This is a genomic window from Butyricimonas muris (assembly GCF_046365375.1).
Taxonomy (GTDB): domain Bacteria; phylum Bacteroidota; class Bacteroidia; order Bacteroidales; family Marinifilaceae; genus Butyricimonas; species Butyricimonas muris.
Genome location: NZ_JBKEIT010000007.1, coordinates 198,868 through 220,468, shown reverse-complemented (window position 1 = coordinate 220,468; position 21,601 = coordinate 198,868). Strand labels below are relative to the sequence as shown.

Here is a 21,601-nt window from a genome sequence, read left to right as displayed (position 1 = left end):
AAAATCTCATAAAAGAGAATCCTTCACATCAGTCAATATAAAACAAGGATTCATTTAACAATCTATTAATTTATAGGGATTTCTCCACTTACGGTTAATCGTGTACCGACAACAGGATAATATAACGTTTCATTTTGAAATAGTCCAACATAATATACCCCAGAATCTTCCTTCTTAGTTTGAAAAATTGTTATCACACCACTGTAATAATTTTTACCATAACTAACATGTATTCGATCTCCAAAAGAAGAATCTTGATAATGGACATCTCCATCCGAATCAACGGACGCAAGCATTTCCAGTTGTCCTTCAGGATTTTTAAAAAACACATAAAGCTGATAATTAGTATCTAATCCATCAAGATAAAACGTTATATTCACAGTTGCCCCACTTGCGCTAATATCGAGTTTGGTGTCATAACCACGCTTACTTCTGATTTACTTTCTTTTTTTTGTGCCACACCATCAGATACTCCTCCCATCAAAAAGAATATCGACATCACTAAAAACATCATCATCTTTTTCATAACTCTAAAATTTAAATGTTTAACATCAAGCATCATATTACAATCATAAACTTTCATTACTCTCCCTCTAAAAAAGCTCGGTCAGACAGCGAGTAACCTTCCCCACTACCTGACCGCAACTTTCAATAACAACTCAAAAACAATATTACCTACCTCTTCTCCTCAACCAAATCAACATATAAATAATAAAGAGCAATCCCGGGAAGCCGCCCATCAAGGCGTAATCCAAGATCACGGAACCCGTATCACTCACGTTCACCCAATTATCCCGGGCTGTTGGGCGTCTCACGTCGATCGGCACCTCTCCATCCGACATCCAGAAGAAACTCCCCTGAACGATCCCGTAATTAGCCGCCATATAAGGACTCCGACCGCGGGTCAACTCCCCGTCACTCAAGCAATCGGCATCTCCGAGAATCACAACTTTCTGCTCCCGGTCACCTACTTTACGGGATAACGCTAACGCCAGCGGGTAAGACTTCTGCACCTCCCCGGCAGCAGGATTACACACAATCTCTTGGTCCACGATATCCGTGTGCTCCACCTCGTTCCAGCAGGTTGAATCCGACATGAGCAACGGGATCACTTTAAAGCCCTTGTCCGTCGAGTACTCCAAACCGGCAGCCGTAGGCATCGCCACCACGTAACCACGAGGCTTTAAGTCACCAAAAGGGTACGACAACGCCTCTGCCTCCAAAGTCGGTTGTGAAATAAGCACATCTATTGGCAACTTCGGTGCCACGAAACCGGCAAACGGACCGAGGTTACGATTATTGCGTTTCTCCTCTTCCGGGTCTTTCTGCTTTTCCGGCTGGATCAGGAAACCATCCACCAGGCGCACCCCGAACGGGGCAAGCACCGGACTCATCACTCCTTGACGCCCTGGTTCCCCGACAATCATCAAGTTCCCCCCGCGGGCAACATACTTGTCAAAATTAACCTTCTCCACCTCCGTCATAGGTTCTCTCATCTCGGCGATAACCAAGATATTGATGTCCGCAGGAATCTCCTTCTCCAATGTCACCTCCTTGTAATCAAATCCTTGATTCACCAATGCCGGACGCAACGAGGGTAAATGAGTGAACATACAATAATTCCGATCTCCCGGACGGTCCGTTTCACGCTCTCCGTGACCGGTAAGGAACCCGATAGTGGGTAACTCCATTACCAAACGTTTCAACGCCGCCGAAATCTCCGGTTCGTAAGGATCACGCATATGGTCATCATAAAATCTCAAAAATGTTTTCTCTCCCGATTCGCGTTCCAATAAACGCACCGTACGATTCCCCTCCGTCGTTCTCAAGTCTACAATCTGCCGAATCTCTTGCGGTGACAAAATCTTTTTCGGGTTCAATTTTTTCTCCTCGATAACCTTTTCCGCTTTTTCCTTGTAACTTAAGCCCGGATAAGCCCTCTCGAGATGATCATTTTTCACCGTATCATAATAGAGCACATATTTCATCTTGATTCCCGGCTTGAAACGGATATATTGCTCGAAAAGACGCATATCTGAATTGTAATTCGCAGGATAAGCCACCCAACCGTTCGCATCAAGGATATTCGCATAGGTAGTAATCGTCAAACCACCTTTCAACTGATTAATAATCTCCTGACTATTAGGCGTCAACGTATTTTTCTTCGTGTGAGTCGCATCATAATAATACTTGAATACCGGGCGGGAAGAAACGAAAGCCAACACCACGGCAAGTCCCCACACCCCGAGATATTTACCGACCGAGGTCAAGAAACCCACCTTCTGTCGTCTGCCCTGCAAACGAATGATCGTCATCAACAGGAACAAAAGCACCACCACCACGAAGTAAAGCACATCCTCGCTGCAAATCATTCCGTTCATGAAATTATCCGACCGTCCCGTCATTCCAAACCAATAAGTGATTTCCCGAACAAAAGGCACCGTCTGCCATAAACCTTTCACGTAAGTCAACACGGCAAGTACCGCCAGTGTCCCCACAGCCGCCACGATCTGGTAAGAAGTCAGGCTCGACATGAACAAACCTACCGCCACGTACGCGCACAACAACAAGTAACAACCGAGGATACCCGTCAAGATTACCGGAACATCCACTCCCTCAATCGTGAACATACCGTAAATACCATAAACGAGCAACACACCCATCAATACCAACCCATAGACCAGCATGGCGCAATATTTACCCAAAATAATCTGGGCATTCGTGACCGGAGAGGAATACAACAACTTAATGGAACCACTCCCCAACTCCCGGCTCATCAATCCCATCGTCAACAACGGGATATAAAGGTACAGGTAAGATTGTACTGCCACGAACAAACCCCGTTGACCGCCAAAAATCCCCAACGTCCGGTACAAACCGCTATACCCCTTGCTCTGAGTTGCCACAATCTGCGAAATCGTATCGGCAAACAACATCCCCGTCTGAAACGTGAATATGATTAAAATCAACCATGCTATCGGGGAGTAAAACAAGTCCCGCAATTCCGTTTTTGCTATCTTGAATATAATCTTCATCTCTACTGTAAATAAAAAATTAACGTTACTTCCTGGACAACTCGGCAAAAATCGTATCCAAAGAACTCTTCTCCTGTTGCAACTCAGTCAACTGCCAACCACGCGTGAAACTCGCCTCCACGATACGGTCCATTGCCTCACGTGAGTCCGTGAAGTGAACACGGAACCTCGGACCGCCCAACTCCTCCACCCGGGCTATACCCGGGAGCGACTGGATATCTTCCACCAGCGGCACCGCCGCCAGCGAAACCAGCAACGTGCTTGGCTGGATATAGTTGTCAAATTCATGCACCGTACCGGAGAAAACCAACGCCCCTTGCTCGATCATCCGGATGTAGTCGCAAGTCGCCTGCACCTCCGGCAAGATATGCGTCGAGAGGATCACCGTCCGCTCGCGGGCGATCTCCTTGATCAAGTGACGCACCTCCACGATCTGGTTCGGGTCTAAACCGTTCGTCGGCTCGTCGAAAACCACCAGCTCTGGCTTGTGAATAATAGCCTGCGCGATACCCACTCGCTGCTGGTAACCGCCCGACAGGTTATGAAGCACACGTTTGGCAAAATGAGTGATACCGCAACGCTCCATCGCTTCACCAATGGCGGACTTCACCTCGCCCGAAGGAATATGACGTAACTCGGCGCAATATTCAAGGTACTCCTCCACCGTCAAATCCGGGTGCAGGGGAGGCACCTGCGGTAAAAAACCGATATGACGTTTCGCTTCCACCGGGTTTTTGCTCATACTGATTCCCTTGATGTAAACGTCACCCTCCGTCTGCTTCAACACACCGCACATGATATTCATGGTTGTGGATTTCCCGGCCCCGTTGGAGCCGAGCAATCCATAAATCCCGTTCTTGGTTATCTCGAAATCAATATCCCGTATCGCCCACTGCACACTGTAACGATGAGATAAATGTTCTATTTTTACAATTGATTCTGACATACAATATGATTAATTTACAAATTTTACCGACCTCTTCTTCTCAACCAAATGAACATATAAAGGATAAACAATAATCCCGGGAGCCCCCCTATCAAGGTATAATTCAGTATCTCGGCTCCAGCGGGACTCACGTTTATCCTCCGATCAGCAGCAGCCGGACGTCTCACATCAATCGGTACCTTATAGTCCGATAACCAAAAGAAACTAGCTTGAATAATCGTGTAATTAGCAACCCACAATGGTTTCCGGTTACGGGTCAACTCGCCATCACTCAAACAATCCGCATCTCCAAGAACAACAATCTTCTGTTCCCGAGCACCCATTTTACGAGATAACGCCAAAGCCAACGGGTACGATTTCTGCACTTCCCCGACAGCAGGGTTATACACGATCTCTTTATCCACGATATCCGTGTATTCCAACTCGTTCCAGCAAGTGGAGTCTGACATGAACAACGGAATCACGTCGAAACCCTTATCCGTCGAGTACTCCAAACCGGCAGCAGTGGGCATCACCGCAACATAATGGGGTATCATGTAAGAAAAATAGTAGGACAACTTCTGAGCCTCCTTGGTCGGCTTAGAAAGAATCAAGTCGATCGGTTGCTTCGGGGCTGTAAAACCGGCAAAAGGTCCAAGGTCCATATTATCTGCTTGTATCTCTTGCGGTTCCGTCTCCTCTTCCGGCTGAATCAAAAAACCATCCACCAACTTCACCCCGAACGAGGCAAGCACCGGATTCATCACCTCTTGGCGACCCGGTTCCCCGATAACCACGAGATTCCCCCCCCGGGCAACATACTTATCAAAATTAACTTTCTCCGCTTCCGTCATTGCCTCCCTCATCTCGGCGATAACCAAGATATTGATATCCGCCGGAATCTCCCGGTCCAGCGTCACGTCCTGATAATCGAATCCCTGGTTCACCAGCGATTGCCGCAACATAGGCAAATGCGTGAACATACAATAATTCCGATCTCCCGGACGGTCCGTTTCACGTTCCCCGTGACCAGTTAGGAACCCAATCGTGGGCAAATCCGTCATCACCATACGCTTCAATGCTGCCGAGATCTCCGATTCCGTGGGATGAATTGTAGCATCATTATAAAGTCTCAAGAAAGTTTTCTCTCCCGATTCGCGTTCCAATAAACGCACCGTACGATTCCCCTCCGTCGTTCTCAAATCAATTCGTTCCCGAATCTTTTCCGGCGTTAAAATCTTCCGTGGGTTCAATTTCTGCCGCTCTATCACTTTCCTTGCTTTCTCCTCGTAAGTCATTCCCGGGTATGCCTGTTCCAGAAGATCGTTTTTCACCGTGTCATAATAGAGCACGTATTTCATCTTGATCTCCGGCTTAAAACGAGTGTATTGCTCGAAAAGACGTATGTCTTCATTATAATTTTCAGGGAAACCCACCCAATTGTTTTCGTCAAGAATGTTCACGTAAGTGGTAATCGTCAAACCGCCTTTCAATTGACTGATAATTTCCTGACTGTTAGGCGTCAATGTATTCATTTTCGTATGCGTCGCATCATAATACCCTTTGAATGCCGGACGGGAAGAAACAAAAGCCAACACCACAGCGATACCCCACACCCCGAGATATCTACCGACCGTGGTCAAGAAACTCACCTTCTGCCGTCTACTCTGTAAACGGATAATCGTCATCAACAAGAACAAAAGCACCACTACCACGAAATAAAGCACATCCTCGCTACAAATCATTCCGTTCATGAAATTATCCGAGCGCCCCGTCATACCGAACCAGTAAGTGATTTCCCGAACAAAAGGCACTGCCTGCCACATCCCTTTCACGTAAGTAAACACGGCAAGAATCGCCAACGTGCCCACCGCTGCCACGATCTGGTAAGGTGTTAAACTTGACATGAACAAACCCACCGCCACGTATGCACACAACAACAGGTAACACCCGAGGAGTCCCGTCAGAATAAAGGGTATATCCACGTTTTCAATCGTACATATCCCGTAAATGGAGTAAACCAACAACACTCCGGTCAACACCAACCCGTAAGCCAGCATAGCACAATACTTTCCTAGAATAATCTGAACGTTCGTGACCGGAGAGGAATACAACAACTTAATGGAGCCGCTCCCTAACTCCCGGCTCATCAATCCCATCGTCAACAACGGGATGTAAAGGTACAGGTAAGATTGTACTGCCACGAACAAACCCCGTTGACCGCCAAAAATCCCCAACGTCCGGTACAAACCGCTATACCCCTTGCTCTGAGTTGCCACAATCTGCGAAATCGTATCGGCAAACAACATCCCCGTCTGAAACGTGAATATGATTAAAATCAACCATGCTATCGGGGAGTAAAACAAGTCCCGCAATTCCGTTTTTGCTATCTTGAATATAATCTTCATCTCTACTGTAAATAAAAAATTAACGTTACTTCCTGGACAACTCGGCAAAAATCGTATCCAAAGAACTCTTCTCCTGTTGCAACTCAGTCAACTGCCAACCACGCGTGAAACTCGCCTCCACGATACGGTCCATTGCCTCACGTGAGTCCGTGAAGTGAACACGGAACCTCGGACCGCCCAACTCCTCCACCCGGGCTATACCCGGGAGCGACTGGATATCTTCCACCAGCGGCACCGCCGCCAGCGAAACCAGCAACGTGCTTGGCTGGATATAGTTGTCAAATTCATGCACCGTACCGGAGAAAACCAACGCCCCTTGCTCGATCATCCGGATGTAGTCGCAAGTCGCCTGCACCTCCGGCAAGATATGCGTCGAGAGGATCACCGTCCGCTCGCGGGCGATCTCCTTGATCAAGTGACGCACCTCCACGATCTGGTTCGGGTCTAAACCGTTCGTCGGCTCGTCGAAAACCACCAGCTCTGGCTTGTGAATAATAGCCTGCGCGATACCCACTCGCTGCTGGTAACCGCCCGACAGGTTATGAAGCACACGTTTGGCAAAATGAGTGATACCGCAACGCTCCATCGCTTCACCAATGGCGGACTTCACCTCGCCCGAAGGAATATGACGTAACTCGGCGCAATATTCAAGGTACTCCTCCACCGTCAAATCCGGGTGCAGGGGAGGCACCTGCGGTAAAAAACCGATATGACGTTTCGCTTCCACCGGGTTTTTGCTCATACTGATTCCCTTGATGTAAACGTCACCCTCCGTCTGCTTCAACACACCGCACATGATATTCATGGTTGTGGATTTCCCGGCCCCGTTGGAGCCGAGCAATCCATAAATCCCGTTCTTGGTTATCTCGAAATCAATATCCCGTATCGCCCACTGCACACTGTAACGATGAGATAAATGTTCTATTTTTACAATTGATTCTGACATACAATATGAATAATTTATACAAACATTAGTATTGATCTATATAAGAATCTTGGTTATTCAATTCTTTGAAAGAAACTACTTTACCACCGACATTCAACGTACAGATCTCCTTAGGATTAGGCGACAACGGCTCTCCATACGGTGTATCATACACGATAAAATTCCCCATTTCCGTACCCACAAACAATCTAACATAGTTCTCATACGCACCCCAAGCCATATAAGTAACTCTGTCATTCGGGTCCTTCAACGTGATAAAAGGGTGGTCTGTAAATCCTAAATTACGATCAATGTAACGGATCTCATTTCCTTTACTATACAATACGTAACGTTGCTTATCTACTTCAAGCCGTGTTCCCAATCTTGTCAAGAAAACAGTTCCTTCCTGCAAATTTCCCACAGGAAACTCCATGAGTCTATTTTCCGCACCGTTTTTCACCTCTCCGGTCTTCGCATCCGTGGCAAACTCAGTCCACCAAGTTTTACCGGAGGCATCATTATAAATCATACCAAAAACCGGATATTCTCCACCCATCATAGGATGCCCTGCATCCTGTACATACCAAAGATACAAAGGTTTCGTACCGACCGGCATATCCCACACCTCGGCACACCCACTAATTTCCACGCTTGCCGTAGATTTTGTGGATGCCAACTTGGCTATTTGGAATTGCTCACCATCTTCAACCCACTGTCCCCAACCGGGGAACCACTCTTCATATTTCAAACTTCCACTCTTCGTGAACATAATAGAAACCACCCTTCTGTTCAACACATCATAACACGGAATGGATTTAAACGCCATGGACGCACGCCCGATCAATGAAATCTCGTACCCTTTGGCGTCTAGAACCATTGGTTCCTGTCCGAATTCTCCCGCCAAATTATTTTTACTCATCATCCGACGATACAACGCCCCTTTCTCATCTCTCACGAATGTCTGTAAACCGAAATCGCCTCCTATAGAATATACATCATATCGATCCATAATATTTCCGACAAACGACAGCTCTTCCAAATTCCCCACCTTCATGAAATTCTCACAATTGATCTCGTACATTCCTGAAGAAGATACTACCGTAATCGAACCCATCGCCCCGATATTCGTTGCCCCATTAGCGTAACTCATAAATTTAGGAGTCCCAACAAGCTCTTCACCATTCATCTCGAAATAGACATTATCTCTCAACTCATAATTCCAAATACCGGCATCCGCAACACGCTTGATAAAGGAGAGTTTAGAATTTCCTCCGTTTTCCGACAACACGAACCAATCTGCCGAGGCATTCGAGGGGGTGATAGTCACGTATATCGGCAACACAAAAGTAACACCGGTATTTTTTTCAATAATCGAAAAAGTTCCGTTTTTCCCTTTCCCGTCAAACTTCACCATACCAATCCGTTTGATTATCTCATCGGTAGATATCTCGAAATCAGCCTCATGACTCAATACTTCGTCCTCCAACTTCCATTCGTAAGTCACTTCTGATGCCCGCTGCAAAGAATCCACTCTCCAAGCAAAATAGGGACTTCCTCGAAACTTCGTTATCTCCCCTGCACGTGCATACATCGTGATGGCACTTTCCGTCCAAATCGGTTCATCGACGTTCTTGTAATCATAATTCCCTTCATCATCAAAACAACTTGTTAAAAAGCCCAACATGAAGACTCCTAATAATATTATACTATTTCTCATACTATTTCATTTTAACGTTAAATCAATGAATCCAAAATACGTCGGTATTTTTCTCCGTCAACCGGATCGTCCAAATGCTCGTTCAACCATTTCTTGAACCGATTCACCATATCGATCGCTTTTGCCGGACTCTCTTTTATCATCTCTCCGTCAAACTCGTTAGCACCTTCCACAACCTCCAAGAACAATTTATACTTCTCGTAAGAATACTCTCCTAATAGAGCATACTGCACCTCATAATCCCACCACTCGGGTTTCGTCTCCACGTTTGTCCACACGATCACTGCCCGACGACGTTCATATTGTCCAAGCTCTACCGCTTCATTCGGGACAAGTTCCACGACCAAACGAATTCCCTCCTCACCCATTGCCACCAAACGATCCGATCTGTGCAACGTCACCGTTATCGTATCCCGGATCTCCTTGTCGCCTTCAACCACAGGCCGCGCATGAAAGGTGTATTGTTCCTCCAGCGCATATTCTTCTGCCTGGGCCGTACCGTCATCCGTGATCGCCTTCAACCCGAAATGCAAATCCGAAGTCAACATTGTTCCGGATAATTGTACCGCCAATTTCACCTGAATAGATTTCGTCCCGTCCGGGTAAAAGAAAAAGGACGCCCGAGTCGTGTCTGCTTGCTCGGTCCCCGGAGAGAGGGCATTCATGTAAAATTTATCGAAATAAATTTGGTGCTTTCCGTTAAAAACGCTGATGTCATCCTTGTTGCAAGCAACGGCTAACAACACAAACACAACGAATATAAAATATATACCTCTTTTCATAACATCTTTTTATCGGGTTCAACTAATTACTTCTGATCTGTCGGTAAAGGCAAGCAAGCCTCGCTTTTCGTCAATTTCCGAGAAACCCCATTCCGCTCAAAGGGTGCATCCAACCTCTTGTACAAATAGAATAACTGCCCTTCCGAAATCCATTCCCTACGTGCATCTTCTACCAAATCCGTCACGAATTCGGAGAAACTGTTTTGTTGAGTCAACGTATTTGCCAATCCACGCTTTGCCCGAATATCATTTAAAATGGAGTATGCCTCTTCAAAATTTCCCTTCTTGGCGTAATACTCTGCCATAATATAACGCATCTCCGTCAAACGCAACACCGGGGACATCTTCAAATGCTCGCTCTCTTTCGGATTTGTCGAGGGAAGATACCATTTACCTGAAATCGGATACACATACTGAGCAAAAAAGATCATACAACTGGAACGAATATCCGTTTGCCATTCATCATTACCGCGGCTTTTGAATAAATCCGCACGTCGCACCAAGAAATAATTATTGACAGTTCCTCCTCCGCCCTCCGGGGCTTTCGGCTTAAAATAATTCTCTAAGCCGGCTTCATCATACGCTCTCTTATTGTAAGTAGTAAAAAGAATACTTGACTTTGACTTGTAATCTCTCCGGGCATCAAAAGCCTCAATATCATTTCCAGACTTAAATGTCAATCCACTAAAATCATCCTCAAAGAATGCCTTTCCCCCTTCCTGTGTTCCGGCCTCCACAACCTCCTTGGCACAAGCGAAAGCCTCGTCAAGACGGTTGGCATATTGATACACGCGTGCCTGCAAGGCAACAATCGCATGATAATTCAACCGATAAGCACGACCATAGAAGAATGACTCGTAATCCGAAATCGTGGGCAAAGAAGTCCGCATCGAAGCTGTCGCATTAGCTTTCACTCCTGCTTCCGTGGTATCAAACACGGCAACCAACTTTTTGGCTCGCTCCAAATCACCAATCACTTTCTCCAAAAACGGGGTAACCTGAATACTCGTTGCCAGGATATTCGGATAAGTATCAACATAAGGCACGTAAGTCTGCTGGTCATCATTCACGGGCGCCGGAGCAAATAGGCGCAACATATCAAAGTGCAGTAACGCCCGACAAGCATACGCCTCACCCATGATCAAACTCCTCTCCAACTCGCCCTCCCGAAATTTATCTGCCGAGGCTTGCTCTATATTCTGGAGCAAATCATTCGCATTGGCAATCACCTTGAAAGCGGACAGCCACACCTGATCGATCACATCCCGAGTCGTATTATCCAAATACCTGAATCCTTGAAATGCTTTATACAAATCAGACCGATTCGCATCTTCGTTATCCACGTCATATTGCTGGGACATACAGTCCACCATCCCGAACGAAAGTTCCCGCCCGTACAAAGCAGTCACACTCATGGATTTATACAAGCCGTTCAACACGGCACGGTACCCTTCCCCATCAGCAAACAAGTGTTCCGACTCGAATTCTCCCTCTTGCTGCACATCCAACCAACTCTCGCAAGCCGTAAACGACAACAGGAAAACAATGGCTAATATTTTACTATATATTTTCATATCACTCCTTTTTATCAAATTCCTATACTAAGCGTAAAACTATAATTCCGCGAGAACGGGTAACTTGTACCTCTCTCTTCCTTTACCGTCGACAACCGGAATACATCGTTCATATTAAAACGGATAGACAACATATTCAAACGATATTTCGATATCAAAGCCCGGCTGAAATCATATCCCAAAGAGAGCCCGCTAAGATTGAAATAATTATAATCCTGCACGAACCGAGACGTCACCTGCGTCTGCGTGTCCTTCCCCATATCATAGAAGGGTGTACGGTCACCCGGTTTCACCCACCGCTGCGTTAATACACGTTTATCCACGTTCTGGTCGTAAATACGCGCATTCTCCACTTTATTCAACAATGTCTCGTTATACGCCTGAGCACCCCATTGATACATGAAAGACGTATTGAGATAGAAACCTTTCCAACTTACGTTCAAGCCTAAAGACCCCTGAACATCTGGATTGCGATCCCCAACAACCACCTGATCGTTAGGATCCCATGTATAGGTAGCCATACCATTTTTTTTGATAAACCGCTCCCTACCGTTTGCCGGATCGATTCCATCCGAACGAACCGCATAGATAGCAGACTTAGAAGCTCCTTCATAATAAAGGATGACCGGACTACTCAAGATATCCTCGTACTCGCTCCTACCGTTCTTTAAATTTTCCCATTCTTTTAATATTGCCGCATTGTAAGCCTGTACGTCCTCACCCAACTCCGTGATCACGTTCTTGTTATGTCCCAACGTACCATTGACAGCCACCATCCAATCCTTGTTGCGAAAAAGCGTGGCATTCAAAGTCAACTCTATACCCTCATTTTTGATTCCGCCGGCATTCACGCTATAAGAGGTAAAACCAGAAGATTTACGCACGTTGATGTTATCAATCAAATCGGTGGTCTTCTTGCAATAATACGAAAAATTCAACGAAATCAAATCATTCAGGAACCCCATGTTCAAGCCAAGATCCAAGGTCTTCGTCTTCTCCCAAGTCAGCTTCGGATTCCCCAACGACATAAGCCCAGCAGCAGGTCCAGTGAAATACCACGCATCGGAATCAATTTTATATGTCGTAGTTGCCATGTTCGACGGGAAACTCACATTACCGGTGCTACCGTAAGAGCCTCTTAATTTCAACATGGAAATCAACCAACTGTCTTTCATAAAAGCATAATTATGGAAATTTATACCGGCTCCTATGGACCAGAACGGTGCCCACTGTTTGTCTTTCCCGAACTTAGAGGAGGCGTCAAAACGGAAAGAACCATCTAACAGATAAACATCCTTGAATGAATAATTGACAGAACCTAAGATACCAATTTTCCGATTTTTATTCGACGACACATTGGATTTATCCAACTGTTTTGCCGCATAAATCGGGGAATAAGCATTACTCAACCCGAACCCCGTGAAAGTAGAGGAAGACGCCTCACTTTTATCCTCGCTCAAATCCACACCAAAAGTCACGTTCAAAAAATGTTGCTCGGAGAACGTATTACTATAATAAAACATCGCCTTACCGCTCCAACTCCAACCACTATTATCAGATATGTTCAATACCCCCTTATCCTCTTCGGCTGCCCCACCCAAAGCTAAGTCCCGAGGATCGTTAAACGACTTCGATTTCCCCGTCTGTTTTCGGATACTGAAAGAACCCTTGAATTGGAACCCATCCAGAAAATACATGTTCACGTTGAAATTATTCGTGATATCATCATTAGAACTCCGTCCGTCAAAACTATTCAAATAATGTACTTTATACAACGGATTATCCGCACTGTATCCCCCGACGGATACTTTCTTTAACATTTCGCCATCCTCGTCGTACAACTCCACGTAAGGTTTCAACGTCGTGTATTGAGAAAAATCTCCATAAGGTGAATTTTCCGATTGTGTCTTATTATACGTAATAGAATTCAACATTTGCAACCACTTCTTCGGACGATAATCCAAGGTCAATCCAGCTCCAACCCGCCTGCGGTGGGAACCTTTCATCACACCGTTGTTGCTGTCGTAATTAAAATCCAAACTGTAGCGGATACTCTCCTCCCCACCTTGGATATTCAAGCTATGCGTATGATTGAACACATTGCGCAAAGGCTTGGACATCCAATCCGTGTTCACTCCCCGCAAAATATTATTCAATCGGGCGTGATATTCCTGATCGCACCAAGATTGCGTATTATTTTCATCGGGTGTATATCGCCCGCTCAACCGTTCCACTTCCAACATCTCCTTCGCATCGCAAAGGTTGTAATCCGACAAATCCGGGAAATCTGCACCCCCGCTAAAATTATACGTGATCCGCATCTCGCCCGGCTTCGGGGCTACCGTCGTCACAACTACCACGCCGTTAGCCGCCTGCGAACCGTACATTGCCGTGGCAGCAGCATCTTTCAAAATCGTCATGCTCTCGATACGGTTCATATCCATATCATAAATTTTCTGAACGTCCACCTGGAATCCATCCAGAATAAATATCGGCAAATTCGGGTTATCTTTTAAATTCGTCCGTTGGGTACGTCTATTCTTCTCCGCTTCCAACCCCTTGTTAATCTCAATGGACGACTCTCCCCGAATATTAAACTCCGGTAATGCATTCGGGTCCGACCCCCAAATATTGTTTTCCTTGAGTCGAAAAGAAGGATCGAACACCTGCAAGGCGGCAATCACGTTCTTGTTATTCGTTTTCATCAACTGGTCTTTCGTCACCGTGGTCACGTTTCCCGTGAAGCTCTCCTTACGCACGTTCATGTACCCGGTCACCACGACCTCGTCCATCTTCACCTTATCCTCTTTCATCACCACGTTGATCGTGTCCTTACCCGTGTACTTCACCTCTTGGGTAACCATCCCCACGAAAGTATAAACCAACACGACCTCCTTCATCTCCGGTAGCGTCAGCGAATACCGTCCCTCGGCGTTCGTGGCGGTACCGAGATTCACCCCTTTGACACGCACCGTCACTCCCGGCAAAGGCTGTTTCTCCTCATCCGTCACCCGCCCGGCGATACGGATTTCTTTCTTCTTCTCGTCATCCCTGACAGGTTTCAACACGATCACGGCGTCCTCGATCACGTAGGTCAATCCCGTCCCTTTCAAACATTCTCTCAAGATTTTCTCGATATCGGCAGCCTTGACATTCACGCTAACCTTCCCGGCTTTATCCAAATCCTCCTGATTATACATGAACACAAAGGTCGTCTGGCGCTCTATCGCCCACAAAACATCTTTCAGATAAGAGTCTTTCATCGAAAGAGAAATCTGTTGCCCCGTTTGGGAATACACGGACGCGTTCGTGCTCATTATTCCCAATAGAACAAATAATAATGTACACTTCGTCATAAGCCATAGCTTTTTAAATTTCCCTAGATCGCTCTGTGGAAACATTGGTTTTTTTTCCATAAATTTGTTCTCTAAATGCGTTAATAATTATCTCTGTCCCAACGGAGGTAATTCAGGCAGGAAATGTTACCGGCATTTCCTGCTTTCTTTATCTGCCGCGTTTAACTTTTAGAACTTTACCGTTCCTCTCTATTTTCACCTTACCGTTCAATTCAAAAACGCGCAACAAAGGCTCTATCGTCTCGTGGCGACTCATGTTAAAACCGAACCGGAAATCTTTCACCTCGTCACTGTCATACTCCACCGTCACGTCATACCAACGTTCGACAATCCGCATAATCTCCTCCAATCGCACGTCACGGAAGCGGAATTTGCCATCTTTCCACGCCGTGTAATAACTGACATCCACTTTCTCCACTTTCACGCCCCCCGTCGCTTTATCCAGAACCAATCGTTCATCCGCGTGCAACCTCTTCGAACCGGTAATCCCTTTCCCTGACACCGCCACAGCCCCTTGAACCAAAGTCGTGCTTGTAAACACCTCATCCCGGTAAGCGGTAACATTAAACCGCGTTCCCAACACGGTTACATCATAACACGCCGTCCTCACGACAAACGGCTTCTCCTCGTCTCGTGCCACCTCGAAATAAGCCTCCCCTTCCAGTTCCACGTCACGGGTATCCCCGGTAAACCGGACGGGATAACGAATCCGGGTCATCGAATTCAAGTACACCTGCGTCCCGTCACTCAACACCAGTTGATATTCCCCGCCTTTCGGTACCGTTACCACGTTATACATCAAACTATCCGTTGGTACCTTCCCTGCCGTGTCTTGATAAGAAAGCATATTTCCGCGATTCTGTATAACCATTCCATCGTTTACCCGGATGGCACCGGAAGTTGCTGCCAAATCGACAACGTCCCCGGTGGACAAAATCAATGAAGCTTTCGCCCCTCCCGGTTCAATCGTGTGGCTCGCCATTACCGGTAACACGGACTTATCTTCCATCTGTCCTTTCCACAGATACAGCGCCACGCACAAGGGTACCAGCAACACGGCAGCGTAACGCGCGAAGCCTACCCACCCGCGGGAAATCCTTCTCTCCCGACTCCGTTTTTCTTTGTATCCCTTCCAGCCGCTCTCCTTGTCAAATGAATCGAACTGCTGCTTTTTCCACCTCCGGTTCTCCTCGTCCAACAACCGCTCGTACAAGCGTTCGTGTTTAGCCGAACTCTCCCGCCACGCCGCCAGCTTCCGTTCCTCCTCCCCCGACAATTCTCCCGTCAACGAGGCCGCAATCCATTGAGCGATAACAAAAGGATCGTATTCCATATCATTTTTTCCTTGCTTCATCATAAACAAATTTCTCCTCCATAAAACCGTCTGTTATTACAATCGTTTTAATATATAACACGAAAATCAATTTTTATGGGGAACGGAAAATTCATTTTATTCCATTTATTTTCCCAAATAGAACAAAACACACAGATTAACAAAAACTTACACTCCTGAAAAATCAATGAAGAAACATAAATACCAAGTAATAATAATCTTTCAGCATCACACGCAGTTTCTTGTAAGCAATTTTTTTCAACGTGTGCACGGAACTCTCGGCAACACCTAAACGTTCGGCGATCTCTGAATTTTTCAAACCGTCCAAGGACAACTGTATGACTTGACGTGTTTGCGGGGGCAACGCATTCACCGCCTCGTAGAAAATCCTGTACGCTTCTTCCTCGATCAATGTCTCCGTGTAAAATTCCTCCGACATCACGACAGACAAATCTTCCCGTTTCAATTTGTTATCCCGTATCGAATTCAGACAGTGATTGCGCACGATCGTGTAAAGAAAAGACTTTATATTAAAGGTATCATTAAAATCCGCACGGCGATGCCAGAACTTCACGAAACTCTCCTGCACGATATCAGCAGCCAAGGCATCATCTTTCAGGTAAGTCGCGGCGAACACGCACAAAGCCTGATAGTACTGGTCGAACAACTCCTTGAAAGCCTGTTCGTCACCCTGCCTGATTTTTTCGATAGATAATCCCATTCTTGCCTGTTTACGGAATGAATTGAATACAAAATTATAAAAAATCGGCAAAATACTCCGTTTTACAAAAAAAATCAGGAACAAAATCAATATTCCAACATTAGAGGTTGTATTAAAACAAAACGAGCTATCTAAAATTTCAATCACACAAGGCTGTTTTCAATTTTCAACACAACACGAAGAAATCATCTACAAGTCAAGTCAATAACCTATATTAATACAACTATACTTCCATATCAATTCCGGTTCAATTCCGTCATGAACGCTATACGAACCCTATATGAACCCTATACGAACCCTATTATAAATAGCGTTCATAAAGGGAAATAAAAGCTTATCTAAAGTTTTTCATGTACTACTGAACCGGAAGTCATATGGAAGTATAGTTTGATTCTTTCAGGTTATGAGTATAAACAGTATTTATACTAATCCCGTGAAGAAAACCTGCAACCGGAAACCTTTGCATTCCCCCGAATTATTCCCTATATTTGTCCCGCAAGATAAAGAAAACATGTACATAGATACTCATTCGCACATTTACGCGGAAGAATTTGACAATGACCGGGATGAAACCGTGCGACGGGCTTTTGAAGCTGACGTCCGGTATATCATTTTACCGGATATAGATCAATCTACACGGCAATCCATGTTGGCGCTTGCCGGGCAATACCCGGATAACCTGTTCCCGTTGCTGGGAGTCCACCCTACCTCGGTCAACGCTTCGTACCGGGAAGAGATGAAAGCCTTCGAGAAACTTCTCGGGCAAACGACGATATACGGTATCGGGGAGTGCGGGATTGACCTCTACTGGGACAAAACTTATTACAAGGAGCAAATCGTCGTTTTTGAACGGCAACTGCATATCGCCCGTGAAATGGATCTTCCCGTGGTGATTCATTCAAGGGAATCCTTGCCGGAAATTTTCGCCGTGTTGAAAAAGCAACATTATAATATGAAGGGGATACTCCATTGTTTCCCCGGCAACGAGGAAGACGCCCGACGGGCGATAGATCTCGGGTTCCGGTTAGGTATCGGCGGGGTCGTCACCTTCAAGAAATCTTCTATGGCCGAAGTCGTCGGCAAAATAGAAACGGAACACCTTGTTCTCGAAACGGACGCACCCTACCTCGCGCCTGTTCCTTTCCGGGGAAAACGGAATGAAAGTAGTTATATTCCGTATATAGCCACTAAAATTGCTGAAATTAGAGGTATTGACACGAAAAAATTACAGGAAATAACAACGAATAATGCGATGAATTTATTTAATTTGCATAGCAAAAGCGTGGAAAGTAAATTTTGATTTATGACAAAACCCGTGTTGATTATATATACTGGCGGAACCATCGGGATGGTGAACGATCCCGAAACGGGGGCGTTATGCCCGTTCAATTTCGACCAGATTGCCTGTGAAGTTCCCGAAATCAAAGAATTTGGCTTCACGATCGATAGTTATACATTACCGGAAATCATCGACTCCTCGGATCTGCAACCGAAGCTGTGGAAAGATCTGTGCGAGATCATTCTGAAGAATTACGACGATTACCGGGGATTCGTGATCCTGCACGGAACGGACACGATGGCATACTCGGCAGCGGCATTGAGTTTCATGCTGAACAACCTGACGAAACCGGTCGTGTTTACCGGATCGCAATTGCCGATCGGGAAAATTCGCACGGACGGGAAAGAAAATCTGATCGCCGCCATCGAGATCGCGGCGGCTTATGACCAAGAAAAAGCTATCGTACCGGAAGTGAGTATCCTGTTCGGGGCTAAATTATTCAGGGGAAACCGGACGACCAAGATAAACGCCGAGAGCTTCGACGCGTTCCAGTCATTCAATTATCCCCCTTTAGCGAGCATAGGTATTCATATCCATTACGATTACAGCGCGATTGATTACACGCCGAGGGTGGAACCGGTGGAGGCATTCTGCGACGTGGACACGAATATCGCCATATTGAAAATATTCCCGGGTATGCGTCCGGAGGTGATCGACGCCGTAACGGGTATCCCGGGATTAAAAGGAATCATACTCGAAACTTACGGTTCCGGGAATGCCCCGACAAATAAAGTTTTTCTTAACAAAGTAAAGGATGCCCTGTCGAAAGGTATCTTTATATATAATGTTACCCAATGCCAAGGCGGAAGCGTGGAAATGGGTAAGTATGAAACAAGTAGAGAGCTACTTAATGCCGGAGTTATCAGCGGACATGACATCACGACGGAAGCGGCAGCGTGTAAAATGATGTACGTGCTGGGCAAATATAAAGACCCTAACGAAGTGAAAAAATATTTAAATAACGCCTTGAAGGGAGAAATATCACCCAAATATATTGGCTTTTAACGTTTTTTTTATACCTTGGTGCCCGATTTGGACTCAAGGTGGTGCAAATTGAAAAATATAACAGCTTAAAACAAAATATAGAGTTAAAATTTAATTATTAATAAACTAAAAATCAGTTAAATTGATCATGAGAAAATTATTTGCACTAATAGCAGTTTTAGGAATGCTTACTATTGGAGCATCATCTATGCTAATGGCTCAAGAGGATGAAATGACTCAAACAGAGACCACAGAAACTTATCAAGACGAAGAAACTACAACAGACCCGACCGTTCTGGAAGATGAAGACGCCATCGAAAGTTCTTCTTTCCACGCCGTTGTAAAACAAAAATTCATCGAGGGTGGTGCCATGTTCATGAGCTTCGTTATCTTGGCTTTGATCTTTGGTTTGGCTATCGCTATCGAGAGAGTTATCTACTTGAACTTGGCAGCTACTAATAGCAAGAAATTAATCGCGAGTGTAGAAGACGCTTTGGAAAACGGTGGTGTTGAAGCAGCAAAAGAAGTATGCCGCACGACCAGAGGTCCTATCGCAAGTATTTTCTATCAAGGATTATCCCGTTATGACCAGGGAGTCGAAATGGTAGAGAAATCCGTTGTTTCTTACGGTTCCGTTCAAATGGGACTTTTGGAAAAAGGAATGTCTTGGATCGCTTTATTCATCGCTTTGGCCCCGATGTTGGGATTCTTGGGAACAGTTATCGGTATGATCGACGCCTTCGATAAGATTCAGGCAGCAGGTGATATCCAACCGTCATTGGTTGCGGGAGGTATCAAGGTTGCATTGATCACGACCGTTGCCGGTTTGATCGTTGCCATGATTCTTCAGGTATTCTACAACTACTGTGTTGCAAAAGTTGAAAGTATCGTAAACGATATGGAAGATGCATCCGTAACCTTGTTAGATATCCTTGTAAAGTACAATCAAAAACACTAAACCATGCTTAAAGTAACCAAGTTATTAAATATCCTAACCATTGCAATGTTTGCCATTACAGTGGTGTTAGTTGGGTTATTTTTCTTCGGGGGAGAGCTTCCGAACGCCCAATATAGCACGCCTGTATACACAGACCAATTAATATGGTGGGCATATATATTGTTCGGGTTGACAGCCCTTGCTGCTTTAGTATTCCCGATTGGTCGCCTGTTGACCAACCCGAAACAGGCAGTTAAAACGCTGATCGCGCTCGTCGGAGTATGTTTACTCGTTTTAATCGCTTATTCCATGTCAGACGGAACGATCATGAATCTTCCGGGATACGATGGACCGGACAACGTGGAAGGCACTTTGAAATTTGCCGACACGATGCTATTTACCATGTATTTCTTGGGAATAGGAGCCGTATTAGCAATTATTGTAACTGAAATTATCAGACGATTTAGATAATTATTATGGCAAGAAAAAAGACACCGGAAATTAATGCCACTTCAACGGCGGACATCGCATTCTTGTTGTTGATCTTCTTCTTGGTATCAACAACAATGGACGTCGATTCCGGTTTGTTCAGACGGTTACCGCCCATGCCACCCGAGGATAAAGTACAGATTCCTCCCGTTGCCAAACGTAACGTTTTACAGGTGATGGTAAACAAGGATGACATGTTGGCTGTAAATTCCGAGATGATGGACGTTTCCCAGTTGAAGGCAAAAACGATAGAGTTTATCCTGAACAAGGATAATAAACCAGACCTACCGAGCAAGAAACTCAAGGAGATTCCTTTCTTCGGGCAAGTCGAGATCTCGAATGGTATTGTTTCCCTGCAAAGTGACCGCGGTACATCTTACAAAATGTATATCGCCGTTCAGGATGAATTGACGGCTGCCTACGATGAAGTAAGAGATATGAAGGCCATGGAAAAGTGGGGAAAGAAGTATAGTGAACTCACGGAAGAGCAGATGGATGCGGTAAGAAAATACATCCCGACGGCTATTTCCGAGGCTGAACCTAAAAATGTTGGACAGAAAGGAGGAGGTAAATAATGGCTAAATTCAGAAAAGAAGGCTCGAAAGATGTACCGGCAATTTCAACGGCATCTTTACCTGACATCGTTTTCATGTTGTTATTCTTCTTCATGGTAAGTACAACGATGCGCGAGGTTACTCTTATGGTCAACAACGGTATGCCCGAGGCAAGACAAGTTTCGAAACTGGAAAAGAAATCCTTGGTTAGTAACATCTATATCGGGAAACCGAAAGATCAGTTTGTCGGGGTATACGGTAGTGAACCGCGTATCCAGTTAAATGACAAACTTGCCGGATTACATGAAATCAGTGCCTTCGTGATCGCCGAGCAGGAAACTCGTAAGGAGGAAGAGCGCAACATGATTACCAACAACTTGAAAGTTGATCAATTTACAAAGATGGGTATTGTTACCGACGTGAAGCAAGAACTACGTAAAGCGAATTCACTTCGTATCAGCTACGCGACACGGAAGAAAGTATAATACTTTTATCAATTATAATTTAAAAAAAGGGGGCAAA

At 45.4% G+C, this 21,601-nt stretch carries 18 protein-coding genes; 6 read left to right on the top strand and 12 right to left on the bottom strand.

Features of this window, described 5'->3' with window-relative positions; translation table 11 throughout:
- Window positions 1–65: 65 nt before the first annotated feature.
- The 12 genes from ACK8P8_RS13300 to ACK8P8_RS13245 form a co-directional block, all read right to left on the bottom strand.
- The gene (locus ACK8P8_RS13300) at window positions 66–329 is read right to left on the bottom strand and encodes an immunoglobulin domain-containing protein (RefSeq protein ID WP_410025984.1); all 264 of its coding nucleotides are present in this window, start codon (window positions 327–329) and stop codon (window positions 66–68) included.
- A gap of 47 nt (window positions 330–376) precedes the next feature.
- A complete protein-coding gene (locus ACK8P8_RS13295) occupies window positions 377–526 on the bottom strand; it encodes a hypothetical protein (RefSeq protein WP_369859716.1) in 150 nt (49 codons plus the stop codon).
- 145 nt (window positions 527–671) lie between these two features.
- Complete coding sequence (locus ACK8P8_RS13290) at window positions 672–3,035, bottom strand: Gldg family protein (RefSeq protein ID WP_410025971.1); 2,364 nt, start codon at window positions 3,033–3,035, stop codon at window positions 672–674.
- Between the two features lie 25 nt (window positions 3,036–3,060).
- Window positions 3,061–3,981 carry an ABC transporter ATP-binding protein gene (locus ACK8P8_RS13285; protein ID WP_369859713.1) on the bottom strand — a complete coding sequence of 307 codons (921 nt, stop codon included), beginning with the start codon at window positions 3,979–3,981 and terminating at the stop codon, window positions 3,061–3,063.
- Window positions 3,982–4,004: 23 nt separating this feature from the next.
- The gene (locus ACK8P8_RS13280; protein ID WP_369859714.1) at window positions 4,005–6,368 is read right to left on the bottom strand and encodes a Gldg family protein; all 2,364 of its coding nucleotides are present in this window, start codon (window positions 6,366–6,368) and stop codon (window positions 4,005–4,007) included.
- A 25-nt stretch (window positions 6,369–6,393) separates the two neighbouring features.
- Window positions 6,394–7,314 carry an ABC transporter ATP-binding protein gene (locus ACK8P8_RS13275; protein WP_369859713.1) on the bottom strand — a complete coding sequence of 307 codons (921 nt, stop codon included), beginning with the start codon at window positions 7,312–7,314 and terminating at the stop codon, window positions 6,394–6,396.
- A gap of 25 nt (window positions 7,315–7,339) precedes the next feature.
- Entirely contained in the window at window positions 7,340–9,010 is a 1,671-nt protein-coding gene (locus tag ACK8P8_RS13270) for a PKD-like family lipoprotein (RefSeq protein ID WP_303181239.1), read from the bottom strand.
- A gap of 17 nt (window positions 9,011–9,027) precedes the next feature.
- Entirely contained in the window at window positions 9,028–9,792 is a 765-nt protein-coding gene (locus tag ACK8P8_RS13265; protein ID WP_303181237.1) for a DUF4843 domain-containing protein, read from the bottom strand.
- A gap of 26 nt (window positions 9,793–9,818) precedes the next feature.
- The gene (locus ACK8P8_RS13260) at window positions 9,819–11,366 is read right to left on the bottom strand and encodes a RagB/SusD family nutrient uptake outer membrane protein (protein WP_369859712.1); all 1,548 of its coding nucleotides are present in this window, start codon (window positions 11,364–11,366) and stop codon (window positions 9,819–9,821) included.
- 14 nt (window positions 11,367–11,380) lie between these two features.
- Window positions 11,381–14,722, bottom strand: a complete 3,342-nt coding sequence (locus ACK8P8_RS13255; protein WP_303181235.1) for a SusC/RagA family TonB-linked outer membrane protein — start codon at window positions 14,720–14,722, stop codon at window positions 11,381–11,383.
- 148 nt (window positions 14,723–14,870) lie between these two features.
- Window positions 14,871–16,079 (bottom strand): FecR family protein, encoded by a 1,209-nt coding sequence (locus ACK8P8_RS13250; RefSeq protein WP_369859711.1) that lies wholly within the window; start codon window positions 16,077–16,079, stop codon window positions 14,871–14,873.
- A gap of 160 nt (window positions 16,080–16,239) precedes the next feature.
- Window positions 16,240–16,776, bottom strand: a complete 537-nt coding sequence (locus ACK8P8_RS13245) for an RNA polymerase sigma factor (RefSeq protein ID WP_369859710.1) — start codon at window positions 16,774–16,776, stop codon at window positions 16,240–16,242.
- 403 nt (window positions 16,777–17,179) lie between these two features.
- On the opposite strand from ACK8P8_RS13245, the gene ACK8P8_RS13240 reads away from it, so the two are divergent.
- The 6 genes from ACK8P8_RS13240 to ACK8P8_RS13215 all read left to right on the top strand — a co-directional run bounded on the left by ACK8P8_RS13240 (window position 17,180) and on the right by ACK8P8_RS13215 (window position 21,564).
- Entirely contained in the window at window positions 17,180–18,076 is an 897-nt protein-coding gene (locus tag ACK8P8_RS13240) for a TatD family hydrolase (protein ID WP_369859709.1), read from the top strand.
- Window positions 18,077–18,079: 3 nt separating this feature from the next.
- The gene (locus ACK8P8_RS13235) at window positions 18,080–19,120 is read left to right on the top strand and encodes an asparaginase (RefSeq protein WP_227215798.1); all 1,041 of its coding nucleotides are present in this window, start codon (window positions 18,080–18,082) and stop codon (window positions 19,118–19,120) included.
- A 127-nt stretch (window positions 19,121–19,247) separates the two neighbouring features.
- Complete coding sequence (locus ACK8P8_RS13230) at window positions 19,248–20,057, top strand: MotA/TolQ/ExbB proton channel family protein (RefSeq protein WP_369859707.1); 810 nt, start codon at window positions 19,248–19,250, stop codon at window positions 20,055–20,057.
- 3 nt (window positions 20,058–20,060) lie between these two features.
- Window positions 20,061–20,507: a hypothetical protein gene (locus tag ACK8P8_RS13225; protein WP_099291039.1), complete on the top strand. Its 447-nt coding sequence runs from the start codon at window positions 20,061–20,063 to the stop codon at window positions 20,505–20,507.
- Window positions 20,508–20,512: 5 nt separating this feature from the next.
- Entirely contained in the window at window positions 20,513–21,100 is a 588-nt protein-coding gene (locus tag ACK8P8_RS13220; RefSeq protein WP_186974638.1) for an ExbD/TolR family protein, read from the top strand.
- Complete coding sequence (locus ACK8P8_RS13215; RefSeq protein WP_227215799.1) at window positions 21,100–21,564, top strand: ExbD/TolR family protein; 465 nt, start codon at window positions 21,100–21,102, stop codon at window positions 21,562–21,564. The genes ACK8P8_RS13220 and ACK8P8_RS13215 overlap by 1 nt, the downstream gene beginning before the upstream one ends.
- Window positions 21,565–21,601 lie beyond the last annotated feature (37 nt).